17 protein-coding genes are annotated in these 16,531 nt (G+C 69.0%); 5 read left to right on the forward strand and 12 right to left on the reverse strand.

The genetic code is table 11. The annotated features are described in order from the left end of the window. Window positions 1-15: 15 nt before the first annotated feature. Window positions 16-801, reverse strand: a complete 786-nt coding sequence (locus BHQ18_RS27365) for a helix-turn-helix transcriptional regulator (protein WP_069416792.1) — start codon at window positions 799-801, stop codon at window positions 16-18. Between the two features lie 32 nt (window positions 802-833). Here BHQ18_RS27365 and BHQ18_RS27370 point away from each other — a divergent pair, with 32 nt between their 5' ends. Next, complete coding sequence (locus tag BHQ18_RS27370) at window positions 834-1,205, forward strand: DUF4345 domain-containing protein (RefSeq protein WP_084294429.1); 372 nt, start codon at window positions 834-836, stop codon at window positions 1,203-1,205. 32 nt (window positions 1,206-1,237) lie between these two features. Here the strand turns inward: BHQ18_RS27370 and BHQ18_RS27375 are convergent, their stop codons facing one another. Both BHQ18_RS27375 and BHQ18_RS27380 read right to left on the reverse strand, forming a co-directional pair. Beyond that, a complete protein-coding gene (locus BHQ18_RS27375; RefSeq protein WP_069416793.1) occupies window positions 1,238-2,350 on the reverse strand; it encodes an Rv3169 family protein in 1,113 nt (370 codons plus the stop codon). Continuing rightward, a complete protein-coding gene (locus BHQ18_RS27380) occupies window positions 2,350-3,483 on the reverse strand; it encodes a phosphotransferase family protein (protein WP_069416794.1) in 1,134 nt (377 codons plus the stop codon). Before BHQ18_RS27380 ends, BHQ18_RS27375 begins: the two co-directional genes overlap by 1 nt. Window positions 3,484-3,527: 44 nt before the next feature. On the opposite strand from BHQ18_RS27380, the gene BHQ18_RS27385 reads away from it, so the two are divergent. Together BHQ18_RS27385 and BHQ18_RS27390 are read left to right on the forward strand one after the other, a co-directional pair. After that, window positions 3,528-4,130 (forward strand): TetR/AcrR family transcriptional regulator, encoded by a 603-nt coding sequence (locus BHQ18_RS27385; protein WP_069416795.1) that lies wholly within the window; start codon window positions 3,528-3,530, stop codon window positions 4,128-4,130. 5 nt (window positions 4,131-4,135) lie between these two features. Further along, window positions 4,136-4,822 (forward strand): PIG-L deacetylase family protein, encoded by a 687-nt coding sequence (locus BHQ18_RS27390; protein WP_069416796.1) that lies wholly within the window; start codon window positions 4,136-4,138, stop codon window positions 4,820-4,822. Window positions 4,823-4,895: 73 nt separating this feature from the next. Here the strand turns inward: BHQ18_RS27390 and BHQ18_RS27395 are convergent, their stop codons facing one another. Further along, the gene (locus tag BHQ18_RS27395; RefSeq protein WP_069416797.1) at window positions 4,896-5,672 is read right to left on the reverse strand and encodes an enoyl-CoA hydratase; all 777 of its coding nucleotides are present in this window, start codon (window positions 5,670-5,672) and stop codon (window positions 4,896-4,898) included. 76 nt (window positions 5,673-5,748) lie between these two features. Here BHQ18_RS27395 and BHQ18_RS27400 point away from each other — a divergent pair, with 76 nt between their 5' ends. Next, a complete protein-coding gene (locus BHQ18_RS27400) occupies window positions 5,749-7,197 on the forward strand; it encodes an FAD-dependent monooxygenase (protein WP_069416808.1) in 1,449 nt (482 codons plus the stop codon). After that, on the forward strand, window positions 7,194-7,784 hold the full coding sequence (locus BHQ18_RS27405; protein WP_069416798.1) for a TetR/AcrR family transcriptional regulator: 591 nt from the start codon (window positions 7,194-7,196) through the stop codon (window positions 7,782-7,784). Before BHQ18_RS27400 ends, BHQ18_RS27405 begins: the two co-directional genes overlap by 4 nt. Window positions 7,785-7,788: 4 nt before the next feature. Here the strand turns inward: BHQ18_RS27405 and nuoN are convergent, their stop codons facing one another. From nuoN to BHQ18_RS27445, 8 genes are all read right to left on the reverse strand, one after another. Continuing rightward, window positions 7,789-9,366: an NADH-quinone oxidoreductase subunit NuoN gene (nuoN, locus tag BHQ18_RS27410; protein ID WP_069416799.1), complete on the reverse strand. Its 1,578-nt coding sequence runs from the start codon at window positions 9,364-9,366 to the stop codon at window positions 7,789-7,791. Beyond that, window positions 9,363-10,931, reverse strand: coding sequence for an NADH-quinone oxidoreductase subunit M (locus BHQ18_RS27415; protein WP_069416800.1), 1,569 nt, complete (start codon window positions 10,929-10,931; stop codon window positions 9,363-9,365). Before BHQ18_RS27415 ends, nuoN begins: the two co-directional genes overlap by 4 nt. Beyond that, a complete protein-coding gene (gene nuoL / locus BHQ18_RS27420; RefSeq protein ID WP_069416801.1) occupies window positions 10,925-12,805 on the reverse strand; it encodes an NADH-quinone oxidoreductase subunit L in 1,881 nt (626 codons plus the stop codon). Before nuoL ends, BHQ18_RS27415 begins: the two co-directional genes overlap by 7 nt. Window positions 12,806-12,829: 24 nt before the next feature. Next, window positions 12,830-13,129 (reverse strand): NADH-quinone oxidoreductase subunit NuoK, encoded by a 300-nt coding sequence (gene nuoK, locus BHQ18_RS27425; RefSeq protein WP_069416802.1) that lies wholly within the window; start codon window positions 13,127-13,129, stop codon window positions 12,830-12,832. Then, window positions 13,126-13,872 carry an NADH-quinone oxidoreductase subunit J gene (locus BHQ18_RS27430; protein WP_069416809.1) on the reverse strand — a complete coding sequence of 249 codons (747 nt, stop codon included), beginning with the start codon at window positions 13,870-13,872 and terminating at the stop codon, window positions 13,126-13,128. The genes nuoK and BHQ18_RS27430 overlap by 4 nt, the downstream gene beginning before the upstream one ends. Before the next feature lie 20 nt (window positions 13,873-13,892). Beyond that, window positions 13,893-14,432, reverse strand: a complete 540-nt coding sequence (gene nuoI / locus BHQ18_RS27435; RefSeq protein WP_069416803.1) for an NADH-quinone oxidoreductase subunit NuoI — start codon at window positions 14,430-14,432, stop codon at window positions 13,893-13,895. After that, window positions 14,425-15,666, reverse strand: a complete 1,242-nt coding sequence (gene nuoH / locus BHQ18_RS27440; protein WP_069416804.1) for an NADH-quinone oxidoreductase subunit NuoH — start codon at window positions 15,664-15,666, stop codon at window positions 14,425-14,427. Before nuoH ends, nuoI begins: the two co-directional genes overlap by 8 nt. Beyond that, window positions 15,663-16,531 (reverse strand): molybdopterin dinucleotide binding domain-containing protein (locus BHQ18_RS27445; protein ID WP_165614605.1); only part of this gene is annotated, 869 nt, incomplete at its 5' end. The genes BHQ18_RS27445 and nuoH, both read right to left, overlap by 4 nt.

The raw sequence follows: 16,531 nt of genomic DNA on the forward strand, positions 1-16,531 counted from the left end.
TCGGCACTTTTCCGGTCAGTTTGCGTCTGCTCGCCACGTCTTGGGCACGCGGACCGCGGCGCCGGAGTCCAGCAGCGCCGAGGCCGTCAGCCCGAACGTCGACTTGAAGCGGTCGGACAGGTGCGACGGGCTGGCGAAACCGGCCTGCATCCCCGCGTCGGTCAGGTTGTGACCGTCGGCGATGGCCGCACCCGCGCGCAGTAGCCGCGCCCACAACCGGTAGCGGCGCAGCGTGGTGCCCACCTCGGCGCGGAACAGGTGCAGGAACCGCGACTCGGACAGCCCGACCGAGGCGGCCAGCTCGCGGGCCGACACCCGATCGGCAGGGTCCGCGCGAATCCGGTTGACCGCGAGTGTGATTCGCGGGTCCAGGTGGCGGTCGGCGACGGGCGCGGCGATGTCGAGCCAGTGCGACGCGGAGTCGTCGTCGTCCGGGGTGAACTGCAGGCGATGCGCCTCGACATGGCCAACGCCGATGTCGCCGCGCCGGGCGCCGACCTTGGCGCGGCAGCACTCGGCGCGGCTCGACGCCGGCTCCAGATAGCAGGAGACCAGCCCGTCGCCGTGGCAGGCCAGGTGGTGGGTGAACCGCGGCGGGATCAGCACGCTGGGTGCGCGCACCGGATCGGCGCCTTCGACGGTGACGCTCAACGGTCCGCCGATGCCGACCGCCAGACACCACACCGAACCTGAGTGCGGCGCCAGGTTCAGGCTCGGCCCGGCATACAGCGCGAGCCCCGGCCACAACCACACCGACGGGCGACAGGTTTGTGGAAGCGGGCCCGCTGCGTCGACGGTCATGCTGGCCTCCTACCGATCGACAGGAGGCTACCGTGGCAGACATCGTCGTGGCGGTCATCGCCGTGTTCTTCGCCGGGATGGGCGTTTACGCGCTGGCGGTGCCCGACCGGTTGGTGCGGCCCTTCGGCACCACGCTGGGCGGGGCGACCGCGCGGGCCGAGGTGCGCGCGGTGTACGGCGGTTTCGGGTTGGCGATCGCGGGCGTACTGGGGTACGCCGTCGTCGCCGCGGAGGTTCGCGCCGGCGTGCTGCTCACCGTGGGCGTCGCGCTGACCGGCATGGCGTTCGGTCGGGTGGTGTCGGCGGTCGTCGACACACGAACAGCGTTCTACCCCAACTGGTTCTACTGCCTTGTCGAGGCGGTCGCGGCCGTCGCCCTCATCGTGGTTTCGGTGCGCTACTGATCGCTGGTCGACGGTTAGCGCCCTGAAACCACTCAATCGGCGAGGGTGAGCCAGTCCTTGAAGCCCGACGGGTCGTGGCGGCCGAGCGCGCCGTGTTCGAACAGGCCCCAGCCCTCGCGGGACGCGCCGCCCTCGGTGCACACGGCGCGGCCGACGTGGTCGATGACCCCGAACATGGCGCGGCCGTTGACCGCCGGGTCGGTCATGTCGTAGGTCAGCCGCTCGGTGAACTTGTCGCCCTTCCACACCCCGTGCAGCCAGTCGGAGTCGCCGCCGTAGCCGCCGCCGATGTGGATCGGCACCGCCAACTTGGACTCGACCTCGAACACCACCGGCGACCCGTCTCGTGTGGCGGCCTCGATGGTGGCGCCGTACGGGATTCGGGTGCCGGAGGTGTAGTGGATCTTGGCCCGCGGCCAGCCGAGTTGTTCCACGCGGCCGTCACGCCAGATGCGGGTGCAGTCGTTGAGGCTGCGGAACCCGGTCGGGTCCTCCTGGATGATCAGGCAGATCCCGAAGTCGTCGAAGGCCATCGGCACGTACAGCCACCACATGCCCTCGAACGGGGGATCGGCGGGCCGGCCGGCCGGTTCGGCCTCGCCGATCGGGCGGATGCCCCACGACCGGTCGCGGCTGCCGATCCACACGTCCGGGTCGACGGTGATGTCCTCGCCGTCGACCGAGATCACCCCGCTCCACGACCCGACCTGCGCGAACCGCTGGGCGTCCAACGTGATCCGGGTGCCCGTGCGCAACACGTGGCGCTGCTCCTGGACGGCGTCGAACAGACCGTTCCAGGTCAGGTCGACAGCGATGCCCTCGGTCTCCTCGAGCACGATCCGCAGTTTGCGCAGCGGTTCGCTGACCTCGACCCGATAGCCCAGCACGTGCTGGTTGAGCCGGTCGCCGTCGATGGCGTCGGACAGGTGCACGGCGGTCTGGGTGTCACCGCGCCGTACCAGCACGAACGCGTCCTTGACACCCAGGTTCGGGTAGTACCCGATGCCGGTGATCGCGAAGATGTCGCCGGTGCGGTCGTGGGCGTTGAAGTAGGAGCGGTCGTAGAAGTTGCGGTCCGACGATCCCGGCCACGCGATCGGCTGGGGGATCTGGTGGATCGGGAATTCGTCTGTGGGTCCGAGCATTACGCCTCCTGGCCGATCAGTCGCTTGAGCAGCGCGCCGTGATAGAACAGCGACTCGACGTCGTCGGGCTGCTCGATCTCCCCGAAGCGCACCCGTCGGGCGCTGGTGCGCATGAACACGCACGCCCAGATCACACCGGAGTACACGTAGAACCAGTGCAGGTCACCGAGTTCGACGCCGGTCAGCGCGGCGTAGGTGGACCGCACGTCGTCCTCGCGCATGAAGTCCGGTAACCCGGGCAGCCCGGCCAGGCCGGCGAGCTCCTGGAAGACGTTGTGCGCAAAGATCATCCACGCCGCATCCATCTCGCGGGGGCCGAGTGTGGCCATCTCCCAGTCGAGTACGGCCGCCGGGTCGTAACCGGAGTAGAGCACATTGCCGACCCGCGAGTCGCCCCACACCAGCACGGGGTCGGCGGCCGCGACGTCGGCGGGCCAGTTCGCCTCCAGCCAGTCGAGTGCGCTTTCGACCAGCGTGGAAGATCCGATGTCGGGCACCGCGAACCGGTACCAGGATTGCAACCAATTCAGGTTGCGCCGCAACGCGTTCGGGTCCGAGCCGTCGTCGAGGAAACCGAACGTCTGTTGCGGGTTCGGGATCGAGTGCAGTTTGGCCAGTACGCCGACGGTGTTGTCCTGCAGTTGGCGGCGCTGTTCGGCGGGGGAGTCGGCGAACCAGTTGCCGCCGAACGTGTACGGCATGACGTCGGGCGGCACCCGGCCGTCGACGTAGTCCATCAGGAAGAACGGCGTGCCGAGCACGTCGCCGGTGTCCTCCAGCCAGCGCACCTGCGGCACCGGCACGTCGGTGTGCTGCGCGACGAGCCGGATGACGTCGAACTGGTGATCCATCCGGTACTCGGAGAACACCGGGACGTCCTGGGCGGTGGGGGCCACGCGCGCCACCCACTTCTGTTCGCGCGGCCGGCCGTCCTCGCTCCACCGCCCGGTGAGGATGATGGTCTCCGAGGACATCCCGTTGGCGTCGACGCCGCTTTCCACGGTGATCTCGGGGGCGACGCCGCCGGGCAGCACGCCGGAAAGCCAGCGCGACATCACGCCGGGCAGCGTGCTCAGGTCGCGACTGGAGTGTTCGAGGCGGCTGATGTCTTCGACAGCCGGTTCACTAGCCACAAGTTCTTCCTTCGGCCGCTAATTACGATACGCTGGGTAGCGATATGAAATCAGACGCGTCTTCGCTTGACAAGACCCCGGGCGCCGGGCGGCCCCGGGATCCGCGTATCGACGCTGCCATATTGCGGGCCACCGCGGATCTGCTTGTGGAAATCGGCTATTCGAATCTGACGATGGCCGCGGTCGCCGAGCGCGCGGGCACCACCAAGACCGCGCTGTACCGGCGCTGGTCGAGCAAGGTCGAACTGGTCCACGAGGCGGCGTTCCCGGCGGCGCCGTCGGCCATCGAGACGCCGCCGGGCAGTTTCGCAGCCGACATCCGCGCGATGCTGGCCGCCACCCGCGACGTGTTCACCAGCCCGGTGGTGCGCGCGGCGCTGCCCGGGCTGATCGCCGACATGGTCGCCGACGCCGAGCTCAACGTGCGGGTGATGGAACGGTTCGCCGGAGTGTTCGTGGCCGTGCGCAACCGGGTCGCCGACGCAGTGCGACGCGGTGAGGTGCGCGCCGACGTCGACCCGGACCGGCTGGTCGAGGTGATCGGCGGCGCGACGCTGCTGCGCATGCTGTTGCAGCCCGGCGAGCCGCTCGGCGATGACTGGGTCGACCAGACCACCGCGATCGTGGTGCACGGTGTGGTGACATAGGGGTCGTGCTCGAGGCGTTTCCGACCGACTGGCGCACCGCGGTGCTGCTGGTGCCGCATCCCGACGACCCGGAGTACGGTTGCGCGGCCGCGGTGGCGAAGTGGACCGGCGAGGGCAGGACCGTCCACTACGCGTTGGCCAGCCGCGGCGAGGCCGGCATCGCCGGTATGCCGACCGAGCAGGCGGGCCCGCTGCGCGAGGCCGAGCAGTTGCGCTCCGCGGCCGTCCTCGGCGTCGCCGATGTGCAGTTCTGGGACTTCCCCGACAGCGAGATCCGCAACACCGCAGAGCTGCGCGCGGCGATCACCGAGACGATCACCGCGCTGCGCCCCGACGTGGTGATCAGCATCTACGGCGGCCCCGAGTGGGCGCCCGGGCAGCCCAACCAGCGCGACCACATGGAGTTCGCCGCCGCGGTCGTCGACGCCTACGACGCGCTGGCCGACCCGCCGCGGTGGCTGTTCCAGAACGGTCCGGAGGCGACGCACGCCGAGGTGATCGACGACGGCTGTTTCGAGCGGGCGGTCGCGTCGCTGGCCGAGCACAAGGTGTACCTGTCGGTGCTCGACCCGGACACCCCGGTCGTCGAGCAGGCCCGCCGCCAGGTGGAGATGACCACGACGCCGCGCCCCGAGTTCGGCGGCCGCCGCACGGTCGAGTTCATCCTCGTCCGCGACGGTCGAGGCCGCTGAGCGTCGGGTTTCTGATGCGATATCGCGCATTTCGCGCGAAAGTTCCCACGCTCGGCGGACGAGCACGCGAGCGCTACGTGTCGATCTGGCGCTTGTTGCGCTGCGACACCGCCTCGAACCGGTCGCCGAGCCCCTCGAAATCGCGGTGCTGCGCGTACGCGATCTTCTCTTCGGCCGCCAGCGCCGGATCGATCACCGCGGCGGCGCCCGTCGTATAGATCTCCTTGAGCCCGCGCATGACCGGGCCCGGCACCTCGGCGATCTGAGCGGCCAGTTCGACGGCGCGGGCCAGCAGCCGGTCGTGCTCGACGACCTCGGTCACCAGCCCGATCCGCTCGGCGCGGGCGGCGTCGACCACCTCGCCGGTCATCGACAGCCGACGGGCCATCGCCAGCCCGACCACTTGCGGTAGCCGCGCGGTCATCCCGCCGCCGGGCAGGATGCCGACGCGGGCGTGTGTGTCGGCGAACACCGCGCGCTCGGACGCGACGAGAAAGTCGCAGCCCAACGCCATCTCTAGGCCGCCGGTGAAGGTGGCGCCGTTGATCGCGGCGATGATCGGCGTGCGCATGTTGCCGGTCGCGGCGATACAACTCTGCGAGCGGAACTCCTCGAAGTAGGCCAGGCCGTCGCGCTGGGCCTCCTTGAGATCGACGCCCGCGCAGAAGGCCGGGTCGGCGCCGGTGAGCACGACGGCGCGCACCGAATCGTCGTCGTCGGCGTCGGTCAGCGCGGTGTAGGTGGCGTGGATCAACGCGCGGCTCAACGCATTTCGAGCCTCGGGGCGGTTCATCGTCAGCACCCGGACCGGGCCGTTGTCGGCGACGAGGACGAGCGGTTGTTCGGTCATCACCTGAATCTAGCGGTCCGGGCCCGACGCGCGTATATTCCGTTACGTATCCGTTTCGTAAATGGAGGAGGCGCAGATGTCCCAGGTGCTGGTGACCGGTGCCGGCCCGACCGGCCTGGCGGCGGCCTGCGGGCTGCTCCGCCGCGGCGTCGCGGTGCGCGTCATCGACAAAGCCGACGGGCCCGCGACGACCTCGAGGGCGAACTTCCTGCATGCGCGCGGTTCGGAGGTGCTGGAGCGGCTCGGCGCGCTCGGCGACCTACCGGACCGCTCGGTGCGGGCCATGAGCATCACGACCTACCTCGGCGACCGCCCCGTCATGCACATCAGGTTCGGCGACCCGCAGATGCAGACCGCCGCGCCGCCGATGGTCATCTCCCAGGCCGAGGTGGAGGCCGCGCTGCGTGCCCGGCTGACCGAACTCGGCGGGCAGATCGAGTGGGACACCGAACTCGTCGGGCTCCACCAGAGCAATGACGGTGTGCTGGCCACCACGGACTCCGGCGCCCAGCACCAGACCGACTGGCTGATCGGCTGCGACGGCGCAGGCAGCGCCACCCGCAAGCTCGCCGACATCGGTTTCCCGGGGGTCAAGCTCAGCGAACGCTTCCTGCTCGCCGACGTCGCACTCGACTGGGATCTGGACCGCTCCGGAACCACCGGGTGGATCCACCCGGCGGGCATGCTCGGCGTGATGCCGATGCCGGGCGGAATGTGGCGCGTCATCGCCTACGACCCCGACGGACCGTCCGACAAGCCCAGCGACGCAGAGATGTTGAGCCGTCTCGAACGGATCCTGCCCGAGCGCACCGGTCGCCGAGTGCAGATCACCGACGTCGGATGGCTGTCTACGTTCCGGGTGCACCGGCGCCTGGCTGACACCTACCGGCGGTCACGGGTGTTCCTCGCCGGCGACGCCGCCCACACCCACGCCCCGTTCGGCGGGCAGGGGATGCTCACCGGGCTCGGCGACGCCGAAAACCTCGCATGGAAGCTGGCGACGGTGATCGGCGGCCACGCTGAACCCGCGCTGCTCGACACCTACGAATCCGAACGTCGCCCGCTGGCCACCGAGGTGTTGCGCAGCACCAGCGCTGTGACGAAAGTCAATGTGGCGCAACACGGTTTCGGACGGTTCCTCCGCGACCGGATCCTCGTCCCGGTGATGAACCTGGCGTGGATACAGCGCAAGATCACCTACCAGACCTCGCAACTGTGGGTCAGCTACCGCCGCGGTCCGCTGGCCGAACGGTCCCTGCCGTGGCAGCGGCCGCGACCGGGGGACCGCGTCGCCGGGGTCTCGGGTGAGCAGTTGCGCGGCGGCTGGGCGCTGCTATCCGGCGAGCGCGCACTGCTCGACGTCGCGACGCACCGACTCGGCCCGGATGTCCAGATGCTGGACGACCCGGTCGACGGTGACGCCCTGCTGGTCCGCCCCGACGGCCATCTCGCCTGGCGCGGAACCGATGCCGCGAGCCTCGACGACTGGCTGCGCCGGGCGCTGAGTACCGGCACGGTGCGATGACACGGGGCCGGCCGCGAGACCCGGCCACCGACACCGCGATCCTCACCGCGGCGCTGGACCTGTTCATCGACCGCGGCATCGCGGGCATGAGCATGGAGCAGGTCGCCAAGCGCGCCGGTGTCGGGAAGCCGACCGTCTACCGGAGGTGGCCGGACAAGGAGCGCTTGATCGCCGACGCAATCGAAACCCAGGTCAGCGCGGACATCCGGTGGCCCACCGACGGCGAAGTCGCAACCGTCGAGGCCCGGGATCTGGTGCGACGCAACATCGCCGCCGCCGCGGCCACCGCGGCCGACCCCAGGTTCCGCGGCCTGGTCGCACAGATCTACGGCTCCGCCGTCACACACCCGCTGCTGATGCAGACGTACTGGGACCACTACATCCTCCCGCGGCGCACGACGGTGCTCGCCATGCTGCGCCGCGCGCAGGCCGACGGCGCGGTCGACGCCGACGCCGACCTCGACGTGTTGATCGACATGCTCGCCGGGGCGGTCACTTACCGTATCCTGCAACCGAATCCGCCGACGGCGCGGCAGATGCGCCGCTACCTGGAAAGCCTCTACCGGCAGGTCGGGCTGCTCGAGTGAGCAGCTAGCGCAGGAACTGATCGGCGTTGTTCGCCATATCCAGCAGCGGCTGCGGCAGCGCACCGAGCGCGAACGTCACCGCAGCGGTCACCGTGACGACCGCGGTGCTCGGCAGGCTCGGCGCGACCACCGTCGGCGGGTCCTCGGGCGGGTCGGTGAAGAACATCAGCACGATCACCCGCACATAGAAGTAGGCGGCGATCGCGCTGGCCACCACGCCGACCACCACCAGCGGGATCGCACCACCCTCGCCGGCCGCCTTGAACACCGCGAACTTGCTGACGAACCCACTGGTCAGCGGGATCCCGGCGAACGCCAGCAGGAACAGCGAAAACACTATGCCGACAATGGGATACCGCCGTCCGAGACCGGCCCACCGGGCCATCGCGGTGTCCTCCTCACCGGCCGCGTCGCGGACCAGACCCACGACCGCGAACGCGCCGACCGTGCTGAACCCGTACGCGAACAGATAGAACAGCGTCGAGGACAGCCCGGCCTCGGTCCCGGCGATCAGACCGGTCAGGATGAACCCGGTGTGCGCGACCGCCGAATAGGCGAGCATCCGCTTGACGTCCACCTGGGTCACTGCGGTCACGGTGCCGACCACCATGGTCAGGATCGCGATGATCCACAGCACCGGCCGCCAGTCGTCGCGCAGTTCGGGCAGCGCGACGTAGAACACCCGCAGCATCGCGCCGAACGCGGCGATCTTGGTCGCCGCCGCCATGAAGGCGGTGATCGCCGTCGGCGCGCCCTGATACACGTCGGGGATCCAGGAGTGGAACGGCACCGCGCCGATCTTGAACAGCACGCCGACCAGCAGCAGGCCCATGCCGATCAGCGCCAGCGACGTTTTACCGGAACCGGATTCGACGACGGCGGCGATCCCGTCGAGATCCAAGGTGCCCGCGTAGCCGTACAGCATGCCCACGCCGTAGAGGAAGAACGCCGACGAGAACGCGCCCAGCAGGAAGTACTTGAGCGCCGCCTCCTGCGAGAGCAGACGCCGCCGGCGCGCCAGCCCGCACAGCAGGTACAGCGGCAGCGACAGCACCTCGAGCGCGACGAACATCGTCAGCAGGTCATCGGATGCCGGGAACAGCATCATGCCGCCGATCGCGAACATCGTCAGCGGGAACACCTCGGTCTGGATGACCGCGGCCTTGGTGGCCAGTTGTTCGGCGACGCTGCCGGGGACCGCCGAGGCCTGCGCGGTGAAGCCGTCCAGCCCGCGCTCGCCGTTGTCTCCGCCTGCGCGCGCGGGGATCTCGCGTTCGGCGATCAGCAGCACGCCCAGCACGCCGACGACGAGGATGGTGCCCTGCAGGAACAGTGCGGGCATGTCGACGACGACGGCGCCCATCACCGCCGAGCGTCCCACGCTGCCGTGCAGGTCTCGGGCCAGCATCACGACCGCGACCAGGGCGGCGGCCATGCCGCCGAACGCCAGCAGCAGTTGGGCCCGGTAGCGGTGCTGCCGCGGCAGGAACGCCTCGACGATGACGCCGGCGATGGCCACCCCGAAAATGATCAGAAGCGGGGAGACCAGGCCGTATTCGACGGTCGGTGGGGTCAGGGTCACGGTGTCGGCCCTTCGGCGAGTCTGGGTACCGGGTCAGGTTGGTCGATCGTGGTCAACGTGTGGTCGACCGCGGGGTTGATGACGTCGAGCGCGGGCTTGGGGTACACGCCCAGAACCAGCAGCAGCGCGATCAGCGGTGCGACGACGACGAGTTCACGCGGCAGCAGGTCGCGGATGCGGTCGTTGCCGTCGGTCACCGGCCCGGTCATCATCCGCTGGTACATCCACAGGATGTAGATCGCCGACAGCACCAGCGCGGTGGACGCGAACACGGCCAGCACCGGGAACCGGGTGAATGTGCCGATCAGGACCAGGAATTCGCTGATGAACGGCGCCAGCCCCGGCAGCGACAGCGTCGCCAGCCCGGCCACCAGGAACGTTCCCGCCATCACCGGGGCGACCTTCTGCACGCCGCCGTAGGCGTTGATCAGGCGGGTGCCCCTGCGCGACACCAGGAATCCGGCGATCAGGAACAGCGCGGCCGTCGACAGCCCGTGGTTGACCATGTACAGCGTGGACCCGGACTGGCCCTGGCTGGTCATCACGAAGATGCCCAGGATGATGAACCCGAAGTGGGAGATCGACGTGTAGGCGATCAACCGCATGACGTCGGTCTGGCCGATCGCGAGGATCGCGCCGTACACGATCCCGATCACCGCCAGCGTGACCACCAGCGGCTGGAAGTACAGCGACGAGTCCGGGAACAACTGCAGGCAGTAGCGCAGCATGCCGAACGTGCCGACCTTGTCCATCACGGCCATCATCAGCACCGCGCTGGCCGGGGTGGCCTCCACGGCGGCGTCGGGCAGCCAGCGGTGGAACGGCCACAGCGGCGCCTTGACCGCGAACGCGAACATGAAGCCGAGGAACAGCAGGTGCATCACGGCCGGGTTGACCACGAACTCGCCGCTGGCCACCGCGGCCACGATCGCGCGGAAGTCGAACGTGCCGGCGTCGAACGCGTCGCTGCCCGCAGTCACGACGTACAGCCCGACCACCGCGGCCAGCATGATCAACCCGCCGAACAGGTTGTACAGCAGGAACTTCACCGCCGCCTTGGACCGGTTCGCGCCGCCGAACCCGCCGATGAGGAAGTACATCGGGATCAGCATCGCCTCGAAGAACACGTAGAACAGCAGGATGTCCAGCGACACCAGCGACATGATGACCATGCCCTCGACGGCCAGGGTCAGCGCCAGATACGTCTGCACCGACCGGCCGCGCAGCCCGGTCTGGCCGTCGGCGTCGTTCCAGCCCGCGATGATCAGCAGCGGCACCAGGACGGCGGTGAGCACGACGATCGCCAACGCGATGCCGTCGACGCCGAGGATGTAGCCGGTCCCGAACGACGGTATCCAGCGGTGTGATTCGACGAACTGGAACTGTTCGCCGCCCGGGTCGAACCCCACGGCGAGCACCGCGGTGATGGCGAGCACCGCCAGCGAGACCGCGAGCGCGAACCACTTGGCCAGGACGCGTTGCGCGGCGGGCAGCAGGATCACCAGCGCCGCGCCGACTGTCGGGGTGGCCCACAGCACCGTCAGCCAGGGAATGCCGCTCACCACAGTTGCACCGCCAGGATCGCCACGAGCACCAGAACCGCACCTCCGAGCATCGACAACGCGTACGACCGGGCGAACCCGGTCTGCCACTGGCGCAGACCATCCGAGAGCCGGGACACCAGCCCCGCCAGCCCGCTGGCCGCACCGTCGACCGCTTCGTCGTCGATCTCGACGAGCCCGCGGGTGAGTAGCTGACCCGGCCGCATCAGCGCCGCCTCGTTGAACGCGTCGCCGTAGAGATCCCGGCGGGCGGCCACGGTGAGTGCTGACCCGTCGGGCACCTCGTCGGGGATCGGTCGGGTGCCGTACATCCGGTAGGCGATCAGGATGCCGACCGCGACGACGGCCAGGATCACCGTCGTCACCACCCACACGGGTGCGACGTGGTGCACCTCGTGGGTTCCGACGACGGGTTCGAGCCAGTGTTCGAGCGTGCCGCCGATCGCGAACGCGGCGCCGGACCCGACCGAGCCGACCGCCAGCAGGATCATCGGCCAGGTCATCACCGCGGGCGCCTCATGTGGATGTGCTTTTTCCGCCCAACGCTTTTCGCCGAAGAACGTCATCAGCATCACCCGCGTCATGTAGAACGCGGTGATACCGGCGCCGAGGATGGTGACCGCGCCGAGGATGATGCCCTTGACGCCGCCGGCGCCGAGGGCCGCTTCGATGATGCCGTCCTTGGAGAAGAAGCCGGCCAGTGGCGGTATTCCGATGATCGCCAGATAGCCCAGGCCGAACGTGACGAACGTGATGGGCAGCGCCTTGCGCAGACCGCCGTAGCGGCGCATGTCGACCTCGTCGTCCATCGCGTGCATGACCGAACCGGCGCCCAGGAACAGCCCGGCCTTGAAGAAGCCGTGGGTGAGCAGGTGCATGATCGCGAACGCATAACCGACCGGGCCGAGACCGGCGGCCAGCACCATGTAGCCGATCTGCGACATCGTCGACGCAGCAAGGGCTTTCTTGATGTCGTCCTTGGCGCAGCCGATGATCGCGCCGAACAGCAGCGTGACCGCCCCGACGATCACCACGCCCAGCTGGGCGTTGGGCGCGAGGTCGAACACCGGTCCGGACCGCACAATCAGGTAGACGCCCGCGGTCACCATGGTGGCGGCGTGGATCAGCGCCGACACCGGGGTCGGGCCTTCCATCGCGTCGCCCAGCCAGGACTGCAGCGGCACCTGCGCCGACTTACCGCACGCCGCCAGCAGCAACAGCAACCCGATCGCGGTGAGCGCACCTTCCCCGGCCACCGGCGCGGCCTCGAAAACCCCCGCGTACGAGATGGTTCCCAGGTACGCGAACATCACCATCATCGCGATCGCCAGGCCCATGTCGCCGACGCGGTTGACGACGAACGCCTTCTTGGCCGCCGTGGCCGCCGACGGCTTGTGCGCCCAGAACCCGATCAGCAGGTAGGACGCCAGGCCGACGCCTTCCCACCCGACGTAGAGGCCGAGGTAGTTGTCGGCCAGCACCAGCAGCAGCATCGCCGACAGGAACAGGTTCAGGTAGGCGAAAAACCGTCGCCGGCCGGGGTCTTCGGCCATGTAGCCGATCGAGTAGATGTGGATCAGCGATCCGACACCGGTGATCAGCAGCACGAAACACATGGACAGCTGGTCGAGTTGCAGGCCGAAGTCGACCTGCAGACCGCCGACCGGCACCCAGGAGAACAGGCTTTCGTGGACCGCCCGCTGTTCGCCGTCGCGCCCGACCATGTCGAAGAACAGCACGGCCGCGACGACGAACGACGCGATCGCGGCCAGGCAGCCCAGCAGGTGCCCCCACGCGTCGGTGCGGCGCCCGCCGAGCAACAGGATCGTCGCACCCGCCAGCGGCAGTGCGATGGTGAGCCAAACTGGAATCGTCATCGTGGCCTTAGGTTTCCAACCGACTTAGTGTTTCAGCAGACTGGCGTCGTCGACGGAGGCCGACTTGCGGGCGCGGAAGATGGTCATGATGATCGCGAGCCCCACCACCACCTCGCACGCGGCGACGACCATGGTGAAGAACGCCACGACCTGACCGTCGAGCGTGCCGTGCATCCGCGAGAACGAGACGAACGCCAGGTTGCAGGCGTTGAGCATCAGTTCCACGCACATGAACACCACGATCGCGTTGCGGCGCAGCATGACCCCGGCCGCGCCGATGGTGAACAGCAGCACCGACAGGTACAGGTAGTTGTCCGGGTTCACGCCTCACCTCCTCGCCCGTTGCGCACCGGCACGGTCCGTTGCTCCAGCGAGGGGCTGACCGACAGCTCCGACGGCGATCCGTCGGGCAGGCGGGCGGCGATGTCGACGGCGTTGTTGCGGGCGAACACACCGGGATTGGGCAGCGTCGTCGGGTATCCGCCGGGCCGGAACCGCTCTTCGGCGAGTTCGCGCTGGGTCTTGCGGTGGCCGAAGCGTTCGCGGTGGGCGAGCACCATGGCCCCCAGCGCGGCGGTGATCAGCAGCGCGCTGGTCAACTCGAACGCCCACAGATACCGCACGAAGATCAGCGCCGCGAGTCCTTCGACGTTGCCGTTGGCGTTGGCCTGGGCCAGGCCGGTGAACCCGGCGACCGAGACGTTGCCGACCCCGGCGATCAGCAGCAGCCCGAATCCGACGCCGACGACGCCTGCGGCGACCCGCTGTCCGCGGATCGTCTCGACCAGCGAGTCCGAGGAGTCCACGCCGACGAGCATCAGCACGAACAGGAACAGCATCATCACCGCGCCGGTGTACACCACCACCTGCACGACGCCGAGGAACAACGCGTCCTGGGCGATGTAGAAGACGGCCAGAATGATCATCGTCATGGCCAGGAACATGGCGCTGTACACCGCTTTTCGGGCGGTGATGACCCCGAGCGCGCCGATCACCGCGGCCGCGCCGAGCACCCAGAACAGCACCGCCTCGGTGGTCGATGTGCGACCGGGGGTGTCTTCGGCCATCGCGGCGATCAGGTCGAACCTCACCGCACGTCCTCGGTGATCTTGTCCGTCGGTACCGGTCCGATGTTGCCCAGGTAGTAGTCCTCGTCGGTGCTGCCCGGGGCCATCGGGTGCGGCGGCGGCAGCATGCCCGACCGCAGCGGCGCCAGCAGCTTGTCCTTGCCCCAGATGAGATCGGCGCGGTTGTCGTCGGCCATCTCGTACTCGTTGGTCATGGTCAGCGCCCGGGTGGGGCAGGCCTCGATACACAGCCCGCAGCCGATGCACCGCAGGTAGTTGATCTGGTACACGCGGCCGTAACGCTCACCGGGGGAGTAGCGTTCGGCCTCGGTGTTGTCGGCGCCCTCGACGTAGATGGCGTCGGCGGGACACGCCCAGGCGCACAGTTCGCAGCCGATGCACTTCTCGAGCCCGTCCGGGTACCGGTTGAGTTGGTGGCGGCCGTGGTAGCGCTTGGCGACCGGGCCCGGCTTCTCCGGGTACTCCTCGGTGACCGGCTTCTTGAACATGGTCCCGAAGGTGACCGCGAAACCCTTGATCGCTTCGATGAATTTAGGCATCTGCTCGCTCCTTCGTAGTCGGCCCGTCGGTGACCGGCAGGGGCGGTATCGGGAAGATCTGCGGGTCGAGGTTCTGTTGCGGGGCCTGGCGCACGTTCCTGGTCCGCATCCGGCGCCACAGCGCGACGACGATCAGCAGCGTGACGATCGCGGCCGCCGAGGCCAGCCAGGTGGTGAGCTCGTCGAAGCCCTCGTTGCGCAGCGCCCGCGCGGTCGCGACGATCATGATCCAGGCCAGCGAGAACGGGATCAGCACCTTCCAGCCCAGCCCCATGAACTGGTCGTAGCGCATGCGCGGCATCGTGGCGCGCAGCCAGAAGAACAGGAACATGAACATCCACACCTTGGCGATGAACCACAGCAGCGGCCACCACCCGGTATTGGCGCCGTCCCACATGTTGATCGGCCACGGTGCGTGCCAGCCGCCCAGGAACATCGTGGTGGCCAGCGCCGAGACGGTCGTCATGTTGACGTACTCGGCCAGCATGAACATCGCGAACTTGATCGACGAGTACTCGGTGTGGAACCCGCCGACCAGCTCGCCCTCGGCCTCGGGGAGATCGAAGGGGGCGCGGTTGGTTTCACCGACCATCGACGTCACGTACACCAGGAACGACGGCAGAAGCAGGAACAGGAACCAGACGCCGTCCTGTGCGGCGACGATGCCCGACGTCGACATCGTGCCCGCGTAGATGAAGACCGCGACGAACGACAGCGCCATCGCGATCTCGTAGGAGATCACCTGCGCGCTCGAACGCAGACCGCCCAGCAGCGGGTAGGTCGACCCGGATGCCCAGCCGGCCAACACGATCCCGTACACCCCGATGGAGGTCGCGGCCAGGATGTAGAGCACCGCGACCGGCATGTCGGTCAGCTGTAACGCGGTGCGGTGCCCGAAGATCGACACCTCGCCGCCCAACGGGATCACCGCGAACGCGATGAACGCGGGAACGGCGGCGATCACCGGCGCGGCGAGGTAGACGAACTTGTCGACACCGGTCGGCACCAGGCCCTCTTTGAGCGCCAGCTTCACACCGTCGACCAGCGACTGCAGCAGCCCCTTGGGGCCGACCCGGTTGGGTCCGAACCGCATCTGCATGCGGCCCAGCAGTTTCCGTTCGATCAGGATGGCCGACAGCACGGTCAGCATCAGCAGCGCGAAGACCGCGACGGCCTTCAGCGCGATCAGCCACAGCGGGTCGTTGCCGAACAGGGTCGGATCCGGATGGTTCACGATTCGGCCCGCCCGATCGACACGACGTCGCCGACCGTCGCCGCCAGCCTCCTGTGCACCGCAGAACCCGGCGAGTTCAGCGGTAACCACACCACCCGGTCGCCGATGTCGGTGATCGCCAGCGGCAGCGTGATCGACCCCCGCGGGGTGCGCACCGTCACGAGATCGCCCTCGGCGGCGCCGATCTCGGCCGCGGTGGCCGCCGACAACCGCGCGACCGGTGCGTGCGCGGTGCCGGCCAGGTGCGGTTCACCGTCCTGCAGCCGGCCTTCGTCGAGCAGCATCCGCCATCCGGCGAGCACGGCCTGCCCCACGGCCGGGGCCGGCGGCGCGGCGGGCGCGACGCTGGGTGCGGCGGGTCGGGCGCCCGCCCACAGTCCCAGCCGCGCCATGTCCTCGCCCGCGGCCGCCGGCGTGGGCAGGTTCAGCGCGACACCGAGTTCGTCGGCCAGGAAGTTGAGCACCCGCAGATCGGGGCTCGCGCTGCTCTGCAGCGCGGGTTCGAAGGGGCGCAGCCGCCCTTCCCAGTTCACGAACGAGCCCGCCTTCTCGACCACCGGCGCGACGGGGAACACCACATCGGCGACCGCGGTGACCGCGCTCTCCCGGATCTCCAGGCTGACCACGAACGGCGTCGCCTCGACGGCGGCCAGCGCGGCGGCGGGATCGGGCAGGTCGTCGAGTTCGAGGCCGCCGACCAGCAGGGCGCCCAGTTCACCGCTGCGGGCGGCTTCCAGGATCGCCGTGGTGTCGCGCCCCGGTGTGCTCGGCACGTCGCCGACGTACCAGGCGGCCGCGGTCTCGGCGCGGGCGGCGGCGTCGGCGACCGGCCTGCCGCCGGGCAGCAGGTTGGGCAGCGCGCCCA

Origin of the sequence: Mycolicibacterium flavescens, from assembly GCF_001722335.1 — a bacterium.
GTDB classification, from domain to species: Bacteria; Actinomycetota; Actinomycetes; order Mycobacteriales; family Mycobacteriaceae; genus Mycobacterium; species Mycobacterium flavescens.

Bases quoted from the DNA above. Each gene is read 5' to 3' on its own strand.
- BHQ18_RS27400 (WP_069416808.1), top strand. From the start codon at position 5,749: ATGTCCCAGGTGCTGGTGACCGGTGCCGGCCCGACCGGCCTGGCGGCG.
- nuoI (WP_069416803.1), bottom strand. From the start codon at position 14,432: ATGCCTAAATTCATCGAAGCGATCAAGGGTTTCGCGGTCACCTTCGGG.
- BHQ18_RS27385 (WP_069416795.1), top strand. From the start codon at position 3,528: ATGAAATCAGACGCGTCTTCGCTTGACAAGACCCCGGGCGCCGGGCGG.
- BHQ18_RS27375 (WP_069416793.1), bottom strand. From the start codon at position 2,350: ATGCTCGGACCCACAGACGAATTCCCGATCCACCAGATCCCCCAGCCG.
- BHQ18_RS27365 (WP_069416792.1), bottom strand. From the start codon at position 801: ATGACCGTCGACGCAGCGGGCCCGCTTCCACAAACCTGTCGCCCGTCG.
- BHQ18_RS27430 (WP_069416809.1), bottom strand. From the start codon at position 13,872: ATGGCCGAAGACACCCCCGGTCGCACATCGACCACCGAGGCGGTGCTG.
- nuoL (WP_069416801.1), bottom strand. From the start codon at position 12,805: ATGACGATTCCAGTTTGGCTCACCATCGCACTGCCGCTGGCGGGTGCG.
- BHQ18_RS27395 (WP_069416797.1), bottom strand. From the start codon at position 5,672: ATGACCGAACAACCGCTCGTCCTCGTCGCCGACAACGGCCCGGTCCGG.
- BHQ18_RS27405 (WP_069416798.1), top strand. From the start codon at position 7,194: ATGACACGGGGCCGGCCGCGAGACCCGGCCACCGACACCGCGATCCTC.